Raw genomic sequence first — 18339 nt, forward strand, 5'->3', positions numbered from 1 at the left:
ACCCATGGTGCTGGAAATCAAGAATGCCTCCGTCATCTACCCCTTCGCAGGCGGCCGCGCGCCGGTGGAAGCGCTGAGAAAGATCGACCTCACGCTGGACGAAGGCGATTTCGTCGTTGCGCTCGGGGCTTCGGGTTGCGGCAAGTCGACCCTTCTCAGTCTGATCGCCGGCTTCCTGTCACCCACCAGCGGCGAAATCCTTCTCGATGGTCGCAGGGTGGAAGGGCCGGGGGCCGACCGCTCCGTGGTCTTCCAGAAGCACGCGCTGATGCCCTGGCTGAATGTGCGTGAAAACGTCGCCTTCGGCCTGAAGCTGCAGGACCGGCCAAAGGCCGAGCGTGACAAGATTGCCGACGATTTCATCGCGCTCCTCGGGCTCAACGGCTTCGAGGAATCGCCGATTTACGCCCTTTCGGGCGGCATGCAGCAGCGGATCGGCATCGCCCGGGCGCTGACCTGCGACCCGCGCGTCCTTCTGATGGACGAGCCGCTCGGCGCGCTCGATGCGCTGACACGCGAAAAGGCGCAGGAGCTGATCCTGAAAATCTGGGAAAGTACGCGCAAGACGGTCTTCTTCATCACCCACAGCGTCGAAGAAGCGCTGTTCATGGGCACCAAGCTGATCGTGATGTCGCCGCGACCGGGGCGCATCACGCATCGTTTCGATCTGCCGTTCTCGCGTCGATTCATCGAGGGTGCGAAGGCACGCGACATCAAGGCGTCAGCCGACTTCATCAAGCTTCGCGAAGAGGTGCTCGGCATCATCTTCGCCGACGAGGAGAATGCAGCATGAGCGACGTCATCGAACCGAGCGCGGACAACGGATCCGTCGAAACCAAATCCCGTCCCGCGACCGTCAGCCTTATCGGACGCCTTTCAAAGGCGAAGGCGACGAGACCCGGGGAAACCTACGGCGTTCCCGGCCAGGGCGACACGCTGTTTTTGAGCATCGCAACGATCCTGATACTGATAGCCGTCTGGTGGCTGGTCACGGCCATGGGGTGGGTCAAGCCGCTCTTCGTGCCATCGCCCGGCGCCATCGTCTCCAAGTTTCTCTCTACGATCGAGTCAGGCTTCACCGGGACGTCGCTTCTCGTCCATATCGGGGTTTCGACCGGGCGGGTCTTCAGCGCCTTCATTCTCGCCTGCGCCGTCGGCATTCCTCTGGGTCTGGCCATGGGCATGAGCCCGCTCATTCGCGGCATATTCGACCCGCCGATCGAGTTCTACCGTCCGATCCCGCCGCTGGCCTATCTGCCGCTGATGATCATCTGGTTCGGGATTGGCGAAACCTCCAAGGTTCTGCTGATATTCCTGTCGGTCTTTGCGCCGGTGGCGCTCGGTGCTCGCTCCGGCGTCAAGTCGGCGGCGATCGAGCAGATCCATGCGGCCTATTCCTTCGGCGCCAGCCGCTGGAAGGTCATGCGCTATGTGATCCTGCCCGCTGCCATGCCGGAAATCCTGACCGCGATGCGCATCGGCATCGGCTTTGGCTGGACGACGCTGGTGGCCGCCGAAATGGTCGCCGCGACCAAGGGCATCGGTTACATGGTGCTCTCGGCCTCGCAGTTCCTGCAGACGCCGACGGTCATCATGGGCATCATCATCATTGCCGCCATTGCCTATGCGTTCGACATGCTGATGCGTTTCATCGAGCACAAGCTGGTGCCGTGGAAGGGCAAGGCCTGATCGGCTTACCGATACTCACAACCCCTATCGTCCCGGCCCAGTTCAAGGGAATGCCCAATGCCGCGTACCTATCTGAAGAAGGCGGAGAAAACCGCCGAAAGCGATTCAGCCTCCGTTACCGAAACGGTGCGGACGATCCTTGAGGAGATCGAGAAGGGCGGCGACGCCGCGGCGAGAGCCTATGCGGCGAAGTTCGACCGTTACGACGGGGATATACTGGTCGGTCGCGCCGCGATCGAAGCGGCAGCCGCCAGCCTGCCGCAGAAGGTCAAGGACGACATTCACTTCGCCCACGACAATATCCGCAAGTTTGCCGAGGCGCAGAAGGCGACGCTCACGGAAACGGAGATCGAGATCGTGCCGGGCCTTGTGGCCGGTCAGCGGGTCATTCCATGCCAGGCGGCGGGCTGCTATGTGCCGGGCGGGCGCTACAGCCATGTCGCCTCGGCGATCATGACGGTGACGACCGCGAAAGTCGCCGGCTGCGGCCACATTACCGTCTGCTCCCCGCCGCGCGCGGACGGCGTTCACCCGGCCATTCTCTACACCGCCGACCTGTGCGGTGCAGACAGCATCCTTGCCATGGGCGGGGTGCAGGGCGTGGCCGCGATGGCCTTCGGCCTGTTTGGCCAGCCAAAATCCGACATTCTCGTCGGCCCCGGCAATCAGTTCGTCGCCGAAGCCAAGCGCCTGCTCTTCGGCCGCGTCGGCATCGACATGCTGGCCGGGCCGACCGACAGCCTGATCGTGGCGGATGCCACCGCGGACCCTCAGATCGTTGCCGCCGATCTGGTGGGACAGGCCGAGCACGGCTACAATTCGCCGGTCTGGCTGGTCACCGACAGTTTGGAGCTGGCGGAGACAGTCATCAGGATCGTGCCCGCTTTCATCGACACGTTGCCGGAGCCGAACCGGGCCAGCGCGGTTGCTGCTTGGCGTGATTATGCAGAAGTGATCGTCTGTTCAGACCGCGAGGAAGTGGCGGCGACGGCCGACGAGTATGCACCGGAACATCTGAGCGTGCAGGCGGACGATCTCGACTGGTGGCTGGCGCGGCTCAAGTGCTACGGATCGATGTTCCTCGGCGAGGAGACGACGGTCGCCTATGGGGACAAGTCGGCCGGCCCCAATCACGTTCTGCCGACCTCCGGCGCCGCGCGATACACGGGCGGCCTGTCGGTGCACAAGTTCATGAAGGTGGTGACCTGGCAACGTGCAACACAGGCGGGGTCCAAGCCCGTGGCGCTGGCGACGGCCCGCATTTCGCGGCTGGAGGGAATGGAGGGCCATGCCCGCACCGCGGATATCCGGCTGCGCAAATATTTCCCGGGCGAAAATTTCGACCTGTCGGCGGCCGAATAGAGCGCATGACCATGCTCACCCTGAAACAATCGGGAGAGAGCGGACCGCCGCTTGTCTTCGTGCATGGCTATCTCGGCGGCGCCGGCCTCTGGGACGGCCAGTTGCAGGCCTTCTCCGACAGCTTTCGCTGCATTGCCCCCAATCTCGCTGGTTTTGGAGACAGCGCTGGTCTGGTCGCGCCGGACACGATCGAAGGGCATGCCCGGCTGGTGCTCGACACGCTGACGCAGGCGGGCATCGACACCTTCCATCTTCTCGGACATTCCATGGGCGGCATGGTCGTCCAGCAGATGGCGACGATGGCGCCGGAACGGATCAAGCGGCTGGTCCTCTACGGCACGGGTCCGGTCGGCATGCTGCCCGACCGTTTCGAAACGATCGACGTATCGCGCCAGCGGCTGAAGGCTGAAGGGCTGCAGGCGACCGCCGCTCGCATTGCAGCCACATGGTTCGAAATGGGCGAACAGGCGGAACGCTATCCGGTCTGCCTGACCGAGGGGGCAAAGGCCACGATGCAAGCCGCCCTTGCCAGCCTATCCGCCTGGGAGGCATGGGACGGCTCGGACAATCTTGCGGCCTTTCCCATGCCGACCCTGGTGATCTGGGGCGACGGCGATCGCTCTTACGGCTGGAGCCAGCCGGAAAAGCTCTGGCGCACGATCCCCGACTGCCGGCTGGCCGTCGTCCCCGGTTGCGCACATATCGTGCACCTCGAAAAGCCCGACATCTTCAATGCCATCGTCAGAGATTTCCTCGACCAGTAGTTCATCGCATGTGCCCATAACTTGAGCGTCGAGCCTAAAAAGAGGACGACAGACAATTTTCGTATACAAATCCGAACCGTTATCATTTTGAATTTACTGAAATTTCTGATTTGGCACCGAACTTGCTTCGTTTAATTCAGAGTTGGCCGCTAGGGTTCCGGCGCCTCATTTGAGGGCGTGACTGGTCCGAGAGCAGCCACCGGCAGGGAGACATCCTGTCGGGTGCACGGCGGGACAAAAGCCCGGGAGACCTCGTTAGCCAAGGGATTGGCGGCGTTGGTCTTTGCCGATCCCTTTTTGGAAAATGACAAAAGGGGAATACCAATGCAGACTTTCAAGCACATCCTTTCCATCACCGCTCTTTCGGCTTCGCTCGCTGTGGCAGCATTCGCGCCTGCGCATGCGGAAGCCAAGAAGGAGTTCAAGGTCGCCTGGTCGATCTATGTCGGCTGGATGCCGTGGGGCTATGCAGCCGACCATGGCATCGTCAAGAAGTGGGCGGACAAGTACGGCATCACCATAGACGTCACGCAGTTCAACGATTACGTCGAATCCATGAACCAGTATACGGCCGGCCAGTTCGACGCCGTGACGCTTACCAACATGGATGGGCTGTCGATCCCGGCTGCCGGCGGCGTCGATACGACTGCGGTCATCGTCGGCGATTTCTCGAACGGCAATGATGCCGTCATCCTGAAGGACAAGGACAAGTTCGAGGATATCAAGGGCCAGAAGGTCAACCTCGTCGAATTCTCCGTGTCGGAATATCTCCTGGCGCGCGGTCTTGAAAGCATCGGCATGAGCCAGAAGGACGTGACGATCGTCAACACGTCGGATGCCGACATGGTCGCCGCCTACAAGACGCCGGACGTGACGGCCGTGGTTACCTGGAACCCGCTGGTGTCGACCATTCTGGAAGAGCCTGATGCCCACAAGGTCTTCGACAGCTCGCAGATCCCCGGCGAAATCATCGACCTGATGGTCGCCAATACCGACGTGCTGAAGGACAATCCGGATTTCGGCAAGGCGCTTGCGGGCATCTGGTACGACACGATGAAAGCGATGACTGGCGACAGCGACGAGGCCAAGGCCGCGCGCGAGGAAATGGGCAAGGCATCGGGCACCGACCTCGCCGGTTTTGACGCGCAGCTCGCCGCCACCAAGCTCTTCGACAAGCCGGAAGACGCGGTCAGCTTCACCACGTCTGCCGACCTTCCGAAGACCATGGACCACGTACGCAACTTCCTGTTCGAGAAGGGCCTGCTTGGCAGCGGTGCTGCCTCCGCGGACGTCATCGGCATCGAGATGCCCGATGGCTCCGTGCTCGGTGACAGGGGCAATGTGAAGCTCCGCTTCGCGACCACCTACATGGACGCTGCGGCCAAGGGCGCGCTCTAAGTCGAAAAGCGATGACGAGGGCCGGGCGGATAGCCGGCCGGTCCCCGTTGCCACTCGATCACCGGAGAGGACCATGCGCTGGATCAATACGCGCCCGTCGAACGGACTGAAGCTCGCGCTCGCGCTTCTGCCCTTCGCCGCACTGCTGATCGCCTACATGATAGGTTCGGCGGCACGGCTGGCGGAAAACGCCAACGACAAGCTTTTGCCGAGCTTCGCGGGCTTTGCCGACGCCATCAATCGCATGGCCCTGATGGCGGATGCGCGCACCGGCGATTATCTGCTGTGGGCCGACACCGCGGCGAGCCTGACCCGGCTTTTCTCGGGCATCGGCATCGCGACGGCCATCGCGCTGGCGGTCGGCATGCTGATCGGCATGCTGCCCTATGTCCGGGCCTTTCTCGCTCCGTTCGTCGCCACCGTCTCCATGGTGCCGCCGCTTGCGCTCCTGCCGATCCTGTTCATCATCATGGGTCTCGGCGAGGCCTCCAAGATCACGCTGATCGTCATCGGCGTGACGCCGATCATGATCCGCGACCTGGCGCTGAAAGCGCTGGAACTGCCGCGCGAACAGATCATCAAGGCCGAGACGCTCGGCGGCTCGTCCTGGCAGATTGCACTACGCGTCGTGCTGCCGCAGATCCTGCCGCGGCTCTTCACCTGCGTGCGCCTGCAGCTCGGTCCCGCCTGGCTGTTCCTTATCGCCGCAGAAGCCATCTCCTCGGATGCCGGCCTCGGCTACCGTATCTTCCTCGTCCGCCGCTATCTGGCGATGGATGTGATCTTTCCCTACGTCGTCTGGATCACGCTGCTTGCCGTCGGGACCGACTTGATCCTCGACCGGCTGCGCATCGCCATCTTCCCCTGGTCCGACCTGGAGAAGAACGCATGAGCCGGCTGGTCATCGACAAGGTCTGGAAGGAATACGGTGACCAGATCGTTCTGGAAAACGTCTCCATCGAGATCGAATCCCGCGCCTTCGTCGCGCTTGTCGGCCCGTCGGGCTGCGGCAAGACGACATTCCTGCGCATGCTGCTTGGCCAGGAGCGCCAGACGCGCGGCACGATCCTGATGGACGGCGAGCCCTTGCCGCAGGAACCGGGACCCGACCGAGGCGTCGTGTTCCAACGCTATTCGGTCTTTCCGCACCTGACCGTCCTCGGCAATGTGCTGATCGGCAAGGAAATGACGAAAGCCGGCGTGACAGCCAGGCTGTTTGGCGCCGCGCGCCGGGCGGCAATCGACGAGGCGCGGGAACTGATTGCCGAGGTCGGGCTTGCGCATGCCCAAGACAAGTATCCGGCGCAGCTTTCCGGCGGCATGCAGCAGCGCCTCGCTCTGGCACAGGCCCTGATCATGAAGCCGAAGGTGCTGTTGCTCGACGAGCCCTTCGGCGCGCTGGATCCCGGCATCCGTGCCGAGATCCATCAGCTGATGAAACGGCTCTGGCACGAAAACCCGATGACGGTTGTGATGGTCACGCACGACATGCGCGAGGCCTTCACGCTGGCGACCCGGGTCGTCGCCTTCGAGCGTCTGCGCGACCGGCCGGAGGAAAAGCTCCGCTACGGCGCCACGATTACCCGCGACATTGCGATCTGGCCGCCGCGCAAGGCTGGCCAGGCGTCTCTCATTCGGCCTGACCGGGACGGCCCGGTTCTGCAAGGCCAATAGCCGGGACGGCCCGGCCAACTTGATGATGAAGGAGAAGAACCGTGCACATCAGACGTTCTCCGGAAGAAATCGCCGCCAACCGCGCGCGCTATGAAGAGCATCAGAAGAAGGGGCTCGAATTCGCCCCTAAGGCGCTGCCGGGTGCAAGCCCGTTGCCGGCACCGGACATCGCCGCCGACAGGATCGTTCACCGTGAAGTCATTCCCGGCGGCTGGTACTGGTCGACGAAGGTGAAGAAGAATGAGGTCCTGCGCGTCAGCCTCGACGACGGGTTCTCGACGCTGTCACTCGTTGCCTGGAATGCCAGCGATCCGTCCGAAAGGCTGAATCTGCCCGATACGGTGAAGCTGCAATGGACCACCGGGCTTGGCAAGGGCAGGGTGATCTTCTCCGACATGGGCAAGGTGATGTTCTCGATCGTCGAGGACACGTCCGGTGCTCACGACTGCCTGATGGGCGGCTCTACGGCTAGCTCGAATGCGAAGAAATATGCGACCGCCAACAGCCAGGCGACGCGCAATACGCGCGACAACTTCATCATCGCGGCGACCAAGCTCGGTCTCGACAAGCGCGACCTGCCCGCAGCGCTCGCGCTTTTCGCGCCGGTTCGGGTGGACAGCGAAGGTCGCTTCGTCTGGAAGCCGGAGCTTCTGAACGGGGCCGACTATGTCGAGCTTCGTGCGGAGATGGACATGACCGTCGTTTTTTCCAACTGCCCGCATCCGCTCGACCCGAATCCTGCCTATGCCCCGAATGCGGTGACCGTCACCCGCATTGCCGCAAGCGAACCGGCGTCGGACGACCTCTGCCGGACGGCAACCGCCGAAGCCGTTCGCGGCTTCGAGAACAACGCCTTTTCGGAAGCCTGAGGGGAGGACACCATGACCGATTTCGTTGCAACATCGCCCGCCCGCACGCCCGAGAACGCGGTTCAGGACCATTACATTCCGGCCGAAGCGCCGTTTTCGACTTTCGTGAAGAAGGGGCAGATCCTGCGCATCGAGGACAGCTACGGCCAGCAGGCCGTCGACACCCTGTTCTACAACGCGACCGATTTTTCCGAGCGCTATTCCAACCAGGAGACCATGCGCGAGCAGGGAGCGGCCTACGTCACCACCGGCACGAAGATCATGTCGAGCGAAGGCCGGATCATGGCCACCATGACCGCCGACAGCTGCGGTCGGCACGACACGTCCGCCGGCGCCTGCTCCTGCGAGAGCAACACCGTTCGTTTCGGCCATGGCACGAAGTACCTGCACGCCTGCCGCGACAACTTTGTCATCGAGGTCTCGAAGCACGGGATGAGCAAGCGGGACGTGGCGCCCAACATCAACTTCTTCATGAACGTGCCGATCGAACCCGACGGCAAGATGACGATCGTCGACGGCATTTCGGCGCCCGGCGACTACGTGGAGATGAAGGCGGAGATGGACGTGCTGCTCGTCATCTCCAACTGCCCGCAGATCAACAACCCCTGCAACGGCTTCGATCCGACACCGATCCGCGTCCTTGTCTGGGACGATGAGGCCTGAGCCATGTTCAAAAAGGTGCTCATTGCCAACCGCGGCGAAATCGCGGTCAGGATCATCCGTACGCTGAAGAAACTCGGCATCGCCTCGGTTGCCGTCTATTCGGATGCCGATCGTTTCTCGAAAGCCGTTCTGATGGCCGACGAAGCCGTCCGGCTCGGTCCCGCGCCGGCGGCTGAAAGCTATCTCGACGTCGATGCCGTCGTCGCCGTCTGCAAGGCGACGGGGGCGGAGGCCGTCCATCCCGGCTATGGCTTCCTGTCGGAGAATATCGGCTTTGCCGAGCGGCTGAAGGCGGAGGGTATCGCCTTCATCGGCCCGAAGCCTGAAAACATCTCGGCCTTCGGGCTGAAGCACACGGCGCGCGAACTTGCCAAGGCGAGCGGCGTTCCCTTGCTGCCGGGCTCGGATTTGCTCGACAGCGCCGATGCGGCCCTCGAAGCCGCCGAGGCGATCGGTTATCCGGTCATGCTGAAGTCGACCGCCGGCGGCGGCGGCATCGGCATGCAGCTCTGCGCCGATGCGGGCGCCCTGAAATCGGCCTTCGAGAGCGTCCAGCGCACGGCGCGCGCGAGCTTCGGCGATGCCCGCGTCTATCTTGAACGCTTCGTCGCCAAGGCCCGCCATGTCGAGGTGCAGATCTTCGGCGACGGCAAGGGCAGGGTGATCGCGCTCGGCGAGCGTGATTGCTCGCTGCAGCGGCGGAACCAGAAGGTGATCGAGGAGACGCCGGCGCCGGGATTGTCCGACGCGGTCCGCAGGCGTCTGCACGCGGCGGCAATCTCGCTCGGCGAAAAGGTCGCCTATGCTTCCGCCGGCACTGTGGAGTTCATCTACGATCCGGCCCGCGAGGAATTCTACTTCCTTGAGGTCAATACGCGCCTGCAGGTCGAGCATCCCGTCACCGAAGCCGTGTTCGGGATCGATCTCGTCGAATGGATGATCCGCCAGGCGGCCGGCGAGGACGTGCTGAGCGGAAACGAGATCCTGACGCCGCAAGGTGCCGCCATAGAGGCGCGCATCTACGCGGAGATGCCGCATGCGGATTTCCGGCCGAGTGCAGGCCTTTTGACCGAGGTCGTCTTTCCGTCCGACGTGCGCGTCGATGGATGGATCGAGACCGGGACGGAGGTCACGCCCTATTACGACCCGATGCTCGCCAAGCTGATTGTTTCGGGTGAAGACCGTTCTTCGGCGATCGCTGCACTGGAAAAGGCGCTCGACGGCACGTCCCTTTGCGGCATCGAGACCAATCTCGACTATCTGAAGGCGATTGCCGCCTCGGACCTGTTCGGCCAAGGCGATGTCGCCACGACGGCGCTGAAGGATTTCGACTTCGTGCCGGACGTGATCGAGGTGATCGCTCCCGGCGCGCAGTCGAGCCTTCAGGAACTGCCCGGCCGTCTCGGCCTCTGGCATGTCGGCGTGCCGCCGTCCGGTCCTATGGACGACTATTCCTTCCGCCACGCCAACCGTCTCGTCGGCAATCATGACGAGACGGCTGCGCTGGAGCTGACGGTTTCCGGTCCTGTGCTGAAATTCTTCTCCGACGTCACCGTTGCCCTTGCCGGTGCACGGATGCCGATGAAGCTCGATGGCGAGCCGGTGCCGCATGATGCGGCCTTCGGCGTTAAAGCCGGCCAGACGCTGGCAATCGGTGCGATCGACGGGCCGGGCCAGCGCGCCTATCTGGCCGTTGCCGGCGGGTTTGCCGCCCCGGTGGTCCTCGGTTCGCGTGCAACCTTCGGCCTTGGTCAGTTCGGTGGCAACGCCACTGGCACGCTGAAGGCCGGCCATGTGCTCAGGCTTGCACGCACCTCCCAAGCCGGTGTCGTGCCCGCCGGCAAGCCGGCGCCGCTCACGCGGGAATGGCAGGTGGGCGTCGTCTACGGTCCGCACGGCGCGCCGGACTTCTTTCTTGAGGAAGATATCGAGACGCTGTTTGCGACCGAATACGAGGTGCATTTCAATTCCGCGCGTACGGGCGTCAGGCTGATGGGGCCGGCGCCGAAATGGGCGCGCGAGGATGGCGGCGAGGCGGGGCTTCATCCCTCCAACCTGCACGACAATGCCTATGCCATCGGCGCGATCGACTTCACCGGCGATATGCCGATCATCCTCGGCCCGGATGGGCCGAGTCTCGGCGGTTTCGTCTGCCCGGCAGTCATTGCCCGCGACGAGCAGTGGAAGATGGGCCAGTTCAAGCCGGGCGACAAGATCCGCTTTCATGCGGTGTCCCGGACCGACGATGCGGTGGTCGGCCCGACGGTTATAGGCATCGGCGAGAAGGCGGGCTCACCGATCGTTGGCGGCAGCGACGAAAGCGAGGTGCCGGTCGTCTACCGCCGGCAGGGCGACGACAACCTGCTTATAGAATACGGATCGATGCAGCTTTCGATCGGGCTCAGGTTGCGCGCGCATCTGCTGATGCAGGCTCTTCAGCAAGAGAAAGTGCCCGGCCTTGTCGACCTGACGCCGGGCATCCGCTCGCTGCAGGTTCATTATGACGGCACGGCGTTGACGCGATCGCGCCTCGTCGGACTGCTTGGAGAAATCGAAGCCTCGCTGCCGTCGATCAACGCCGTGAAGGTTCCGAGCCGCACGGTCTGGCTGCCGCTCTCCTGGAACGATCCGGATGCCGAACTGGCGATGCGCAAGTACCAGGAACTGGTTCGTCCGAACGCGCCCTGGTGCCCGTCCAACATCGAATTCATCCGCCGGATCAACGGGCTTGCGGACGAAGAGGCCGTGAAGCAGACGATCTTCGATGCCAGCTATCTGGTGATGGGGCTCGGCGACGTCTATCTCGGCGCGCCGGTGGCGACACCGCTCGATCCGCGTCAGCGGCTGGTGACGACCAAGTACAATCCTGCCCGCACCTGGACGCCGGAAAACGCGGTCGGCATTGGCGGCGCCTACATGTGCATCTACGGCATGGAAGGACCCGGCGGCTACCAGCTTTTCGGCCGCACCATCCAGATGTGGAACACGTGGCGGCAGACGCCGGTCTTCGGCCACGGCAAGCCCTGGCTTCTCGATTTCTTCGATCAGGTCCGCTTCTTTCCGGTCAGCCACGCCGAGCTGACGGAAGCCCGCGCCGCCTTCCCGCATGGCGGCTACCCGATCCGTATAGACGACGGAACGTTTTCCTATGCGGATTACGAGGCGGGGATCGCTGCGAATGCCGCGTCTATCGCCACCTTCAAGGCAAGCCAGCAGGCGGCCTTCGAAGCCGAACGGCGGCGCTGGAAGGAGCAGGGCCTCGACAGTTTCACCGTCGACGAAGGCCCTTGCCACCATGCCGGCGGCGATATTCCGGAGGGTTGCTTCGGCGTCGAGAGCGCCGTGCCGGGCAATGTCTGGAAGGTTCTCGTCGAGGAGGGCCAGACCGTTGCGGCGGGCGAGACGCTCGCCATCATCGAATCCATGAAAATGGAAATCACGATCACTGCCCATGCTGCCGGCCGCGTGAAGGAACTGCGCGCCGGTGCAGGGCGAAACGTAAGAGCCGGCGATGTGCTGGCCGTGCTTGAGGACATCTGATGCTGCCCGAAATTCTCGACCTTTCATCCATTCGCGACGCCTATGCCAACGGAATGACGCCGCTCGACCTCGTCGAAGAGGTGATCGCCCGCTGCAACGCCTCCGACGACCCGGCGATCTTCATCACCCGAGCGCCGGACGATATGCTTCTTTCTGCCGCCCGAGAGCTGATGGCGCGAGCGCCAGAGCCGAACTCGCTGCCGCTGTGGGGCATCCCGTTTGCTGTAAAGGACAATATCGACGTCGCGGGACTGCCGACGACGGCGGCTTGCCCGGCCTACGAATACAGCCCAGAGACGGATGCGACCTTGATCGCCCGCCTGAAGGCCGCCGGCGCGCTGGTGGTCGGCAAGACCAATCTCGACCAGTTCGCAACCGGCCTCAACGGCACGCGCTCGCCCTATGGCGCACCGCGTTGCGTCTTCGATAAGGCCTATGTTTCCGGCGGCTCCAGCTCGGGCTCCGCCATCGCCATGGCCTCCGGCCTGGTCGCCTTTTCGCTCGGGACGGATACGGCCGGTTCGGGCCGTGTACCCGCCGCCTTCAACAATCTGATCGGTATCAAGCCGACGCCGGGACTGGTGCCGAACACCGGTGTCATTCCCGCCTGCCGCAGTGTCGATGTGGTGACCGTCTTCGCCGCGACCGTCGGCGACGGCATTGCCGTGCGCAAGGTTATGGAGGGCTATGACGCCGCCGATCCGTTCTCGACTGAGGCCGTCCCCGTCGGCTTGGCGGCATCTGGCCTCCGTATCGGCGTCCTCGACGGCGCAGAGCGCGAGTTCTACGGCAACAAGGCCTACGAGGCGCTATACGATGCCGCAATCGAGCGGGCGAAATCCTTGGGTGCCACCATCGTTCCCTTCGACTATACGCCGTTCCGCGAGGCGGCCGAACTTCTCTACAACGGCCCCTGGGTCGCGGAACGCCTGGCGGCGGTGAAGGATTTCATCGCCACCAATGCCGATGACTTCGACCCGACGGTGCGCACCATCATCGAGGGCGCCAGGGCTTATGACGCCGTTGCGACCTTCGAGGGCAAGTACAAGCTTGAAGCGTTGCGCCAGAAGGCGAAAGTCGAGTGGTCCAGGGTCGATGTGCTGATGCTGCCGACGTCGCCGACGACCTACACTGTGGAGGAAATGCAGGCCGATCCGATCGCGAAGAACGGTCATTTCGGCCGCTACACCAACTTCGCCAATCTGTTCGGCTATGCCGGCATTGCCATTCCCGCCGGCTTCGATGCGGAGGGCCATCTGCCGTCCGGCGTGACGTTGATCGGTCCGGGCTTTTCCGACGAGGCGCTGGCCCCCTTCGCCGACGCCATGCACCGGGCGCTTGCCGCCGGCATGGGCAAGGACAAGACGGCTGCAATCCCCGAGGCGAGCCGCGTCTTGCCCGCGGATGACGGCATGATCTCCATCATGGTCGTTGGCGCCCATCTGACCGGCATGCCGCTGAACCACGAACTGACCGGTCCGGGCGGTGTTTTGGTCAAGACCTGCCGAACGGCGGGCGACTACCGGCTCTTTGTCCTGCCAAACACCACGCCGCCAAAGCCGGGTCTGATCCGCGAACCGGGCTTCGCCGGCAAGGGTCTGGAGGTCGAGGTCTGGAAGCTGCCGCCGGCCGCCTTCGGCAAGTTCGTCGCCAATATCCCGGGACCGCTCGGCATCGGCAAGATCACGCTCGATGACGGATCGCAGGTCTCGGGCTTCCTGTGCGAGGTCCACGCGGTCGCGAGCGCTCGTGAGATCACCGAACTCGGCGGCTGGCGGGCGTATATCAAGGAGCTGCGCGGCTAATTGCGCCGTATAGCGGTGCCGGGGGCACCGGGCCTTTATGGCGCCGCGCTGCCCTTGGCTTCCACCCGTTCGACCTGGTGCAGAAAGTCGGCTATCTGCACACGATTTCGGCCATCGCGCTTGGCGCGGTACAGCGCGGCATCGGCGAGGTTCAGGACGATCTCGAAGCTGTCGGTCTCCGGCGTCCCAAAGGCGATGCCGGCGCTGGCCGTGCAGCGCACGCTCGTCTCCCCGATCCGAATTTCACGGGAGGCAAACCTGCGCAAAATATCGCCCGCGACCCGCTCTGCCCTGGCCGGCAACGTGTTGGTGAGGACAATGGCGAACTCCTCGCCCCCCAGACGGGCCACGATCTCCTGGCCTTCGACACCATTGTTCAGTTCCTCGGCGAATATCCTGATCACCATGTCGCCGGCTGCATGGCCATGCTGGTCGTTGATCGACTTGAACAGGTCGATGTCAAAAGTGACGACTGCAGTCTTCGTGTCGATCGGTCGGCCGGAAACATGCTCGAATAGCGCGCGACGGTTGAGCAGGCCGGTCAGCAGGTCGGTGTTTGCCTCATGGCGGTGCCTTGCCGCGAGTCGCCACTGATGGAGCGCGAGCGACAACGCGCCAATACCGGACATGCCGGCAACGCAGATCGCTAGATTGAGATTTTCCGCCCAGTTCTCCGGGGCATGGCCGAGAACCCACTGGCGCCGACTGAGGAGGACGGCAGCGCAAAGTGCGAACGAAATTCCGCTGAGAATGTAGAGAAAGACCATTCCGGTCAGCGGTCCGGGCGCCTCCGCGCGGGCGCGCCAGTACTGCCACCCGGTGCCGATCAGCAGTGCGGCCGTGGCGGTGTTCATCAAGATGAATCCCACCCCGTCCAGACCCCACAGGATCAACGCGAGGCCGGGTACGATCGTGGCGACCGCGAGAGCGGATGATAGCATCCAGGGGCTGCGACCGGTTCTGAACTGCACGGATCCGGCATAGATCGTGCTGAAGCCCGCCATCAGGCTGGCATAGGCGAGACATGCCCTGAGAACGCCGGTTTCCAGCGTGTAGTCGCTGAAGATGAAGATGCCGACGATGATGAAAAAGAGGGCGACGACCAGCGTCAGGAGGAAGGAATCCGCGCGTCGCGAAACCCAGGTTCCGAGAAGAGTCAGCATCAGGCAGATCGCCGAGAAGCCCAGGGCGAGGAGAAGGGAATTGTAATCAAGCATCATGCCGGGCGCGCTCTTCAGCGTGAAATAACCACATCTCTCACGCGGCGCACATTAGCCACCGCCTCTATCAAACCAGTTACCTGAATTATTAAAATGCTAAAAAATACCCGAACGATAACGTGCCGGATTTCAGCACAGGCGCAATCGATACCCTGACAGAATACTCTTTCCAGAACGTTTCGAACTCCAGGATGTCGCTACAAAAGCAGATCAGGAAGAGGACAGCAAGCGGAAGGCCGCGTGGGGTGAGAAACCGTTGCCTTCTCAAATCGCTGACGGCGGGTCCACGCCCCGTAGTGCCGACCGATAGCGGGGTGGTTCTCGTCTCGAAAATCAGGCGATTGGGCCTGGTCGCCTTATCCACTCAAGGCATTGCCGTTCCGGTCTCCCTATCCGCCCCAGACAACCGCCTGTTCGTGTCTCTTGATGAGGTGTTTCAACTCTTCGAAGCGGTGGGCAATATGCTTTGCGAAATTTTCAACGGCCGGCATGCGCGCCGCATCCTTCTGTCGCAAGAGCACCAGCGCGCGTTCGGGATGGGGGATCTGCACGGGCAGGGCCGTGATGGATCGATCGTTTCGCATCGAGAATACCGTCGAATGCGGGAGAATTGTCAGGGCATCCGATCCCTTGAGGTAGTTGACGACATTCATCAGCGAGCCGCCGGAGTAGCGGATCTTGGCTTCCGTTGCTCCAAGTGACAGAAGCAGGCTGTGCAGGTCGGCCAAAAGGGGGCTGGTGGGCGGCGGGGCGATCCAGGGATAGTCAAGCAGCGCCGCCGGCCGCAGTTTCCGGCTTATCAGCAACGGATGTGTCACCCGACAGGCTATCACATTGCGGCCGGGCAGTATCTCCTGTGCAATCAGGCCTGATCCCTCATCGAGAAGATCTATCGGGCAGATCGCCAGATCCAGTTGACCCGATGTCAGTCCTGATTTCAGATCCTGAATATACCCATAGCTCTGTTCGATACGCACATCTGGATGGCCGGTCTGGAAGTCGGCGGCCATGCCGGCGATCAGGCCGTCCATGAAGTAGGGGGTTCCCCCGATGCGCACCACACCGCTACGTCCGAGGCGGAAACTGTCGATTGCCTCGCTCGCCTTGCGCGATGCCGTAATGACCGCCATGCCGTGTTGCGCCAGTTCGCGGCCCAGGGGCGTGGGCATCAGTGGACGCCGGCCCTTGACGAAGAGCGGTTCGCCGACCCGCTTTTCGAGGATCGCCAGCGTGCGGGAGACCGCCGGTTGGGTCAGCCCCAGCAGGGTTGCGCCTTCGACCACGCCGCCGGCTTTAACGACGGCAGCCAGCTGCACGAGATGCTTCTCTTCGATCTTCATACCAAATGCTTATATTATTTGACAAAGAAATCATCAAACGTGTTTTTCGTTCTGCTACCTTTCTGATGGGAGACGTTCTGGGAGGAGCATTCCATGGTTACAGCTCGCAACAAGGCGGGCGCCGGCATGTCCATCACGCCGGACATCTTTGCCGAACGTTTCGGCGATCGCCGAAGCGAAAAGCTGCCGGCGACCCTGATCGCATTCGCCTCCCATTTGCAGGCGCTGGTACGCGAGATCCGTCCGTCACGCGCGGAATGGCGCGCCTTCCTCTCGCTCCTCAGAGACATTGGCGACTACAGCGACACGCGACGTGACGAATGGGTGCTGATTTCGGATCTCTTTGGCATTTCGGCGCTGGTGGAGGAAATCAACGACCGGCGCCCGGCAGCGGCAATCCCCAATACAGCGCGTGGACCGTTTTACCGGGCCGATACGCCCGACAGGCCGCTCGGCGCGAATATCTGCCTCGATGGCAAGGGCGAGCCGCTTTCCGTTTCCGGCAAGGTGGTCGACCTCGATGGCCTGCCGATTGCGGGTGCGCGCGTCACGACATGGCAGGCCAATGGCGAAGGCTTCTACGAAAACCAGCAGCCGGATCGCCAGCCCGAGTTCAATCTGCGCGGCCGCTTCACGACCGAGGCGGCAGGCTGCTTCCACTACAGGACGGTCATGCCTTCGGGTTACCCGGTGCCGCTGGTGGGTCCCGCAGGAGAACTTCTGGCCCGCGCCGGATTTCCTCCGCAGCGGCCCGCTCATCTTCAGTTCCTGATCGCCGCAGAGGGTTTCGAAACCATCACGACGCACATCTTCGATGCGGAAGATCCGGCCCTTGTATCCGATCCCCTGTTTGCCGTGCGGCCGCAACTCGTCAAGTCGTTCCGGCGCACGCCTGCCGGACGGGAACTTGAGGTGAGCTTCGTCATGGTGCGCGAACGCCAGGAGGCACTGCGATGAGCCGTGATTTCGTCTACGAGGTCAATCGTGCCACGGTTGTCTTTGGCGCCGGGCGTCTGAGTGAAGCGGCCGAATGGGTGCGCAAGCTTGGCAAGTCTCGGGCGCTCGTCCTGTCGACGCCGCATCAGGCGCGGGAGGCGGAAGCGCTGGCGAACGATCTCGGCGAACTCTCCGCCGGCTGCTTTGCCGGCGCCGTGATGCATACCCCCGTCGATGTCAGCGAGCATGCCGTCGCCGTATTGCAGGCGGCCGGGGCCGACTGTGTCATTTCCTTTGGAGGCGGCTCCACGACCGGTCTCGGAAAGGCGATCGCATATCGAACCGGCGTCGCGCAAATCGCCATTCCGACCACTTACGCCGGGTCCGAGGTCACGCCGATCCTGGGCCAGACCGAAGGGGGCCGCAAGACCACATTGCGTGATGTCAAAATCCTGCCGGAAGTGGTGATCTACGATCCGAAGCTCACGCTCGGCCTGCCGGTTCCGATGACGGTTGTCAGCGCACTCAACGCACTCGCGCACTCCATGGAAGGGCTCTACGCGCGTGACCGCAATCCCATTTCCACGATGATGTCCGTCGAGGCTTTCCGCACCTTCAAGTCATCGCTGCCGGGTCTCGTCGAGAAACCGGACGACCTCGATCTGCGTGCGGAAGCGCAATATGCCTGCTGGCTGGCCGGTACAGTCCTCGGCACGGTCGGCATGGCGCTGCATCACAAGATCTGCCACACGCTGGGCGGCAGCTTTGATACGCCGCATGCTGAAACCCACGCGGTCATGCTGCCTTACACCACCGCCTACAATGCTGTTGCGGTTCCTCGGCTCCTGGCGCCGATCGGCGACATCATGGGCGGCAGCCCGGGGGCCGGCCTCTTTGATTTCTCGAAGTCGCTGGGCGCTCCCGTGTCGTTGCGCGATATCGGTTTCGACGAAGCCAACCTCGACCGCGCCGCAGATCTGGCTGCGGAAAACCCCTACTGGAATCCCCGGCCGATCGATCGTCGCTCGATCCGGGACCTCCTGCAGGCCGCTTATGAGGGGCGCCGGCCGGAGAATTGA

15 protein-coding genes and 1 riboswitch are annotated in these 18339 nt (G+C 63.0%); of the genes, 13 read left to right on the plus strand and 2 right to left on the minus strand.

Going from position 1 to position 18339, the window contains the following annotated elements:
* Positions 1-4: 4 nt before the first annotated feature.
* From ACU5AZ_RS15220 to atzF, 11 genes are all read left to right on the plus strand, one after another.
* Positions 5-793 (plus strand): taurine ABC transporter ATP-binding protein, encoded by a 789-nt coding sequence (locus tag ACU5AZ_RS15220; protein WP_446823184.1) that lies wholly within the window; start codon positions 5-7, stop codon positions 791-793.
* A complete protein-coding gene (locus ACU5AZ_RS15225; protein ID WP_446823185.1) occupies positions 790-1689 on the plus strand; it encodes an ABC transporter permease subunit in 900 nt (299 codons plus the stop codon). Before ACU5AZ_RS15220 ends, ACU5AZ_RS15225 begins: the two co-directional genes overlap by 4 nt.
* 57 nt (positions 1690-1746) lie before the next feature.
* Complete coding sequence (gene hisD / locus ACU5AZ_RS15230) at positions 1747-3051, plus strand: histidinol dehydrogenase (protein ID WP_446823186.1); 1305 nt, start codon at positions 1747-1749, stop codon at positions 3049-3051.
* Between the two features lie 5 nt (positions 3052-3056).
* The gene (locus tag ACU5AZ_RS15235; RefSeq protein ID WP_446823187.1) at positions 3057-3815 is read left to right on the plus strand and encodes an alpha/beta fold hydrolase; all 759 of its coding nucleotides are present in this window, start codon (positions 3057-3059) and stop codon (positions 3813-3815) included.
* Between the two features lie 138 nt (positions 3816-3953).
* Positions 3954-4066, plus strand: a riboswitch (guanidine-I (ykkC/yxkD leader).
* Between the two features lie 73 nt (positions 4067-4139).
* Positions 4140-5213, plus strand: a complete 1074-nt coding sequence (locus ACU5AZ_RS15240; protein WP_446823188.1) for a putative urea ABC transporter substrate-binding protein — start codon at positions 4140-4142, stop codon at positions 5211-5213.
* Between the two features lie 73 nt (positions 5214-5286).
* The gene (locus ACU5AZ_RS15245; RefSeq protein WP_446823189.1) at positions 5287-6105 is read left to right on the plus strand and encodes an ABC transporter permease; all 819 of its coding nucleotides are present in this window, start codon (positions 5287-5289) and stop codon (positions 6103-6105) included.
* Positions 6102-6887, plus strand: a complete 786-nt coding sequence (locus tag ACU5AZ_RS15250) for an ABC transporter ATP-binding protein (RefSeq protein ID WP_446823190.1) — start codon at positions 6102-6104, stop codon at positions 6885-6887. The genes ACU5AZ_RS15245 and ACU5AZ_RS15250 overlap by 4 nt, the downstream gene beginning before the upstream one ends.
* 41 nt (positions 6888-6928) lie before the next feature.
* The gene (locus ACU5AZ_RS15255) at positions 6929-7756 is read left to right on the plus strand and encodes an urea amidolyase associated protein UAAP1 (protein WP_446823191.1); all 828 of its coding nucleotides are present in this window, start codon (positions 6929-6931) and stop codon (positions 7754-7756) included.
* 12 nt (positions 7757-7768) lie between these two features.
* Positions 7769-8419: an urea amidolyase associated protein UAAP2 gene (locus tag ACU5AZ_RS15260; RefSeq protein ID WP_446823192.1), complete on the plus strand. Its 651-nt coding sequence runs from the start codon at positions 7769-7771 to the stop codon at positions 8417-8419.
* Positions 8420-8422: 3 nt separating this feature from the next.
* Positions 8423-11959 carry an urea carboxylase gene (gene uca / locus ACU5AZ_RS15265; protein WP_446823193.1) on the plus strand — a complete coding sequence of 1179 codons (3537 nt, stop codon included), beginning with the start codon at positions 8423-8425 and terminating at the stop codon, positions 11957-11959.
* Complete coding sequence (atzF, locus tag ACU5AZ_RS15270; RefSeq protein WP_446823194.1) at positions 11959-13764, plus strand: allophanate hydrolase; 1806 nt, start codon at positions 11959-11961, stop codon at positions 13762-13764. Before uca ends, atzF begins: the two co-directional genes overlap by 1 nt.
* A gap of 35 nt (positions 13765-13799) precedes the next feature.
* Here atzF and ACU5AZ_RS15275 read toward each other — a convergent pair whose 3' ends face one another.
* Positions 13800-14984 (minus strand): GGDEF domain-containing protein, encoded by a 1185-nt coding sequence (locus ACU5AZ_RS15275; RefSeq protein WP_446823195.1) that lies wholly within the window; start codon positions 14982-14984, stop codon positions 13800-13802.
* Between the two features lie 389 nt (positions 14985-15373).
* Positions 15374-16324 (minus strand): LysR family transcriptional regulator, encoded by a 951-nt coding sequence (locus tag ACU5AZ_RS15280; protein WP_446823196.1) that lies wholly within the window; start codon positions 16322-16324, stop codon positions 15374-15376.
* A 93-nt stretch (positions 16325-16417) separates the two neighbouring features.
* On the opposite strand from ACU5AZ_RS15280, the gene ACU5AZ_RS15285 reads away from it, so the two are divergent.
* Together ACU5AZ_RS15285 and ACU5AZ_RS15290 are read left to right on the plus strand one after the other, a co-directional pair.
* Positions 16418-17281 (plus strand): dioxygenase family protein, encoded by an 864-nt coding sequence (locus ACU5AZ_RS15285; protein ID WP_446823197.1) that lies wholly within the window; start codon positions 16418-16420, stop codon positions 17279-17281.
* Complete coding sequence (locus ACU5AZ_RS15290; RefSeq protein ID WP_446823198.1) at positions 17278-18339, plus strand: maleylacetate reductase; 1062 nt, start codon at positions 17278-17280, stop codon at positions 18337-18339. The genes ACU5AZ_RS15285 and ACU5AZ_RS15290 overlap by 4 nt, the downstream gene beginning before the upstream one ends.

It is taken from the genome of Rhizobium sp. PAMB 3182 (genome assembly GCF_052908355.1).

What these genes read in the sequence shown, in the direction of transcription:
- ACU5AZ_RS15220 (WP_446823184.1), top strand. Translation starts at nt 5, where the DNA reads ATGGTGCTGGAAATCAAGAATGCCTCCGTCATCTACCCCTTCGCAGGC.
- ACU5AZ_RS15225 (WP_446823185.1), top strand. Translation starts at nt 790, where the DNA reads ATGAGCGACGTCATCGAACCGAGCGCGGACAACGGATCCGTCGAAACC.
- hisD (WP_446823186.1), top strand. Translation starts at nt 1,747, where the DNA reads ATGCCGCGTACCTATCTGAAGAAGGCGGAGAAAACCGCCGAAAGCGAT.
- ACU5AZ_RS15235 (WP_446823187.1), top strand. Translation starts at nt 3,057, where the DNA reads ATGACCATGCTCACCCTGAAACAATCGGGAGAGAGCGGACCGCCGCTT.
- ACU5AZ_RS15240 (WP_446823188.1), top strand. Translation starts at nt 4,140, where the DNA reads ATGCAGACTTTCAAGCACATCCTTTCCATCACCGCTCTTTCGGCTTCG.
- ACU5AZ_RS15245 (WP_446823189.1), top strand. Translation starts at nt 5,287, where the DNA reads ATGCGCTGGATCAATACGCGCCCGTCGAACGGACTGAAGCTCGCGCTC.
- ACU5AZ_RS15250 (WP_446823190.1), top strand. Translation starts at nt 6,102, where the DNA reads ATGAGCCGGCTGGTCATCGACAAGGTCTGGAAGGAATACGGTGACCAG.
- ACU5AZ_RS15260 (WP_446823192.1), top strand. Translation starts at nt 7,769, where the DNA reads ATGACCGATTTCGTTGCAACATCGCCCGCCCGCACGCCCGAGAACGCG.
- uca (WP_446823193.1), top strand. Translation starts at nt 8,423, where the DNA reads ATGTTCAAAAAGGTGCTCATTGCCAACCGCGGCGAAATCGCGGTCAGG.
- atzF (WP_446823194.1), top strand. Translation starts at nt 11,959, where the DNA reads ATGCTGCCCGAAATTCTCGACCTTTCATCCATTCGCGACGCCTATGCC.
- ACU5AZ_RS15275 (WP_446823195.1), bottom strand. Translation starts at nt 14,984, where the DNA reads ATGATGCTTGATTACAATTCCCTTCTCCTCGCCCTGGGCTTCTCGGCG.
- ACU5AZ_RS15280 (WP_446823196.1), bottom strand. Translation starts at nt 16,324, where the DNA reads ATGAAGATCGAAGAGAAGCATCTCGTGCAGCTGGCTGCCGTCGTTAAA.
- ACU5AZ_RS15285 (WP_446823197.1), top strand. Translation starts at nt 16,418, where the DNA reads ATGGTTACAGCTCGCAACAAGGCGGGCGCCGGCATGTCCATCACGCCG.
- ACU5AZ_RS15290 (WP_446823198.1), top strand. Translation starts at nt 17,278, where the DNA reads ATGAGCCGTGATTTCGTCTACGAGGTCAATCGTGCCACGGTTGTCTTT.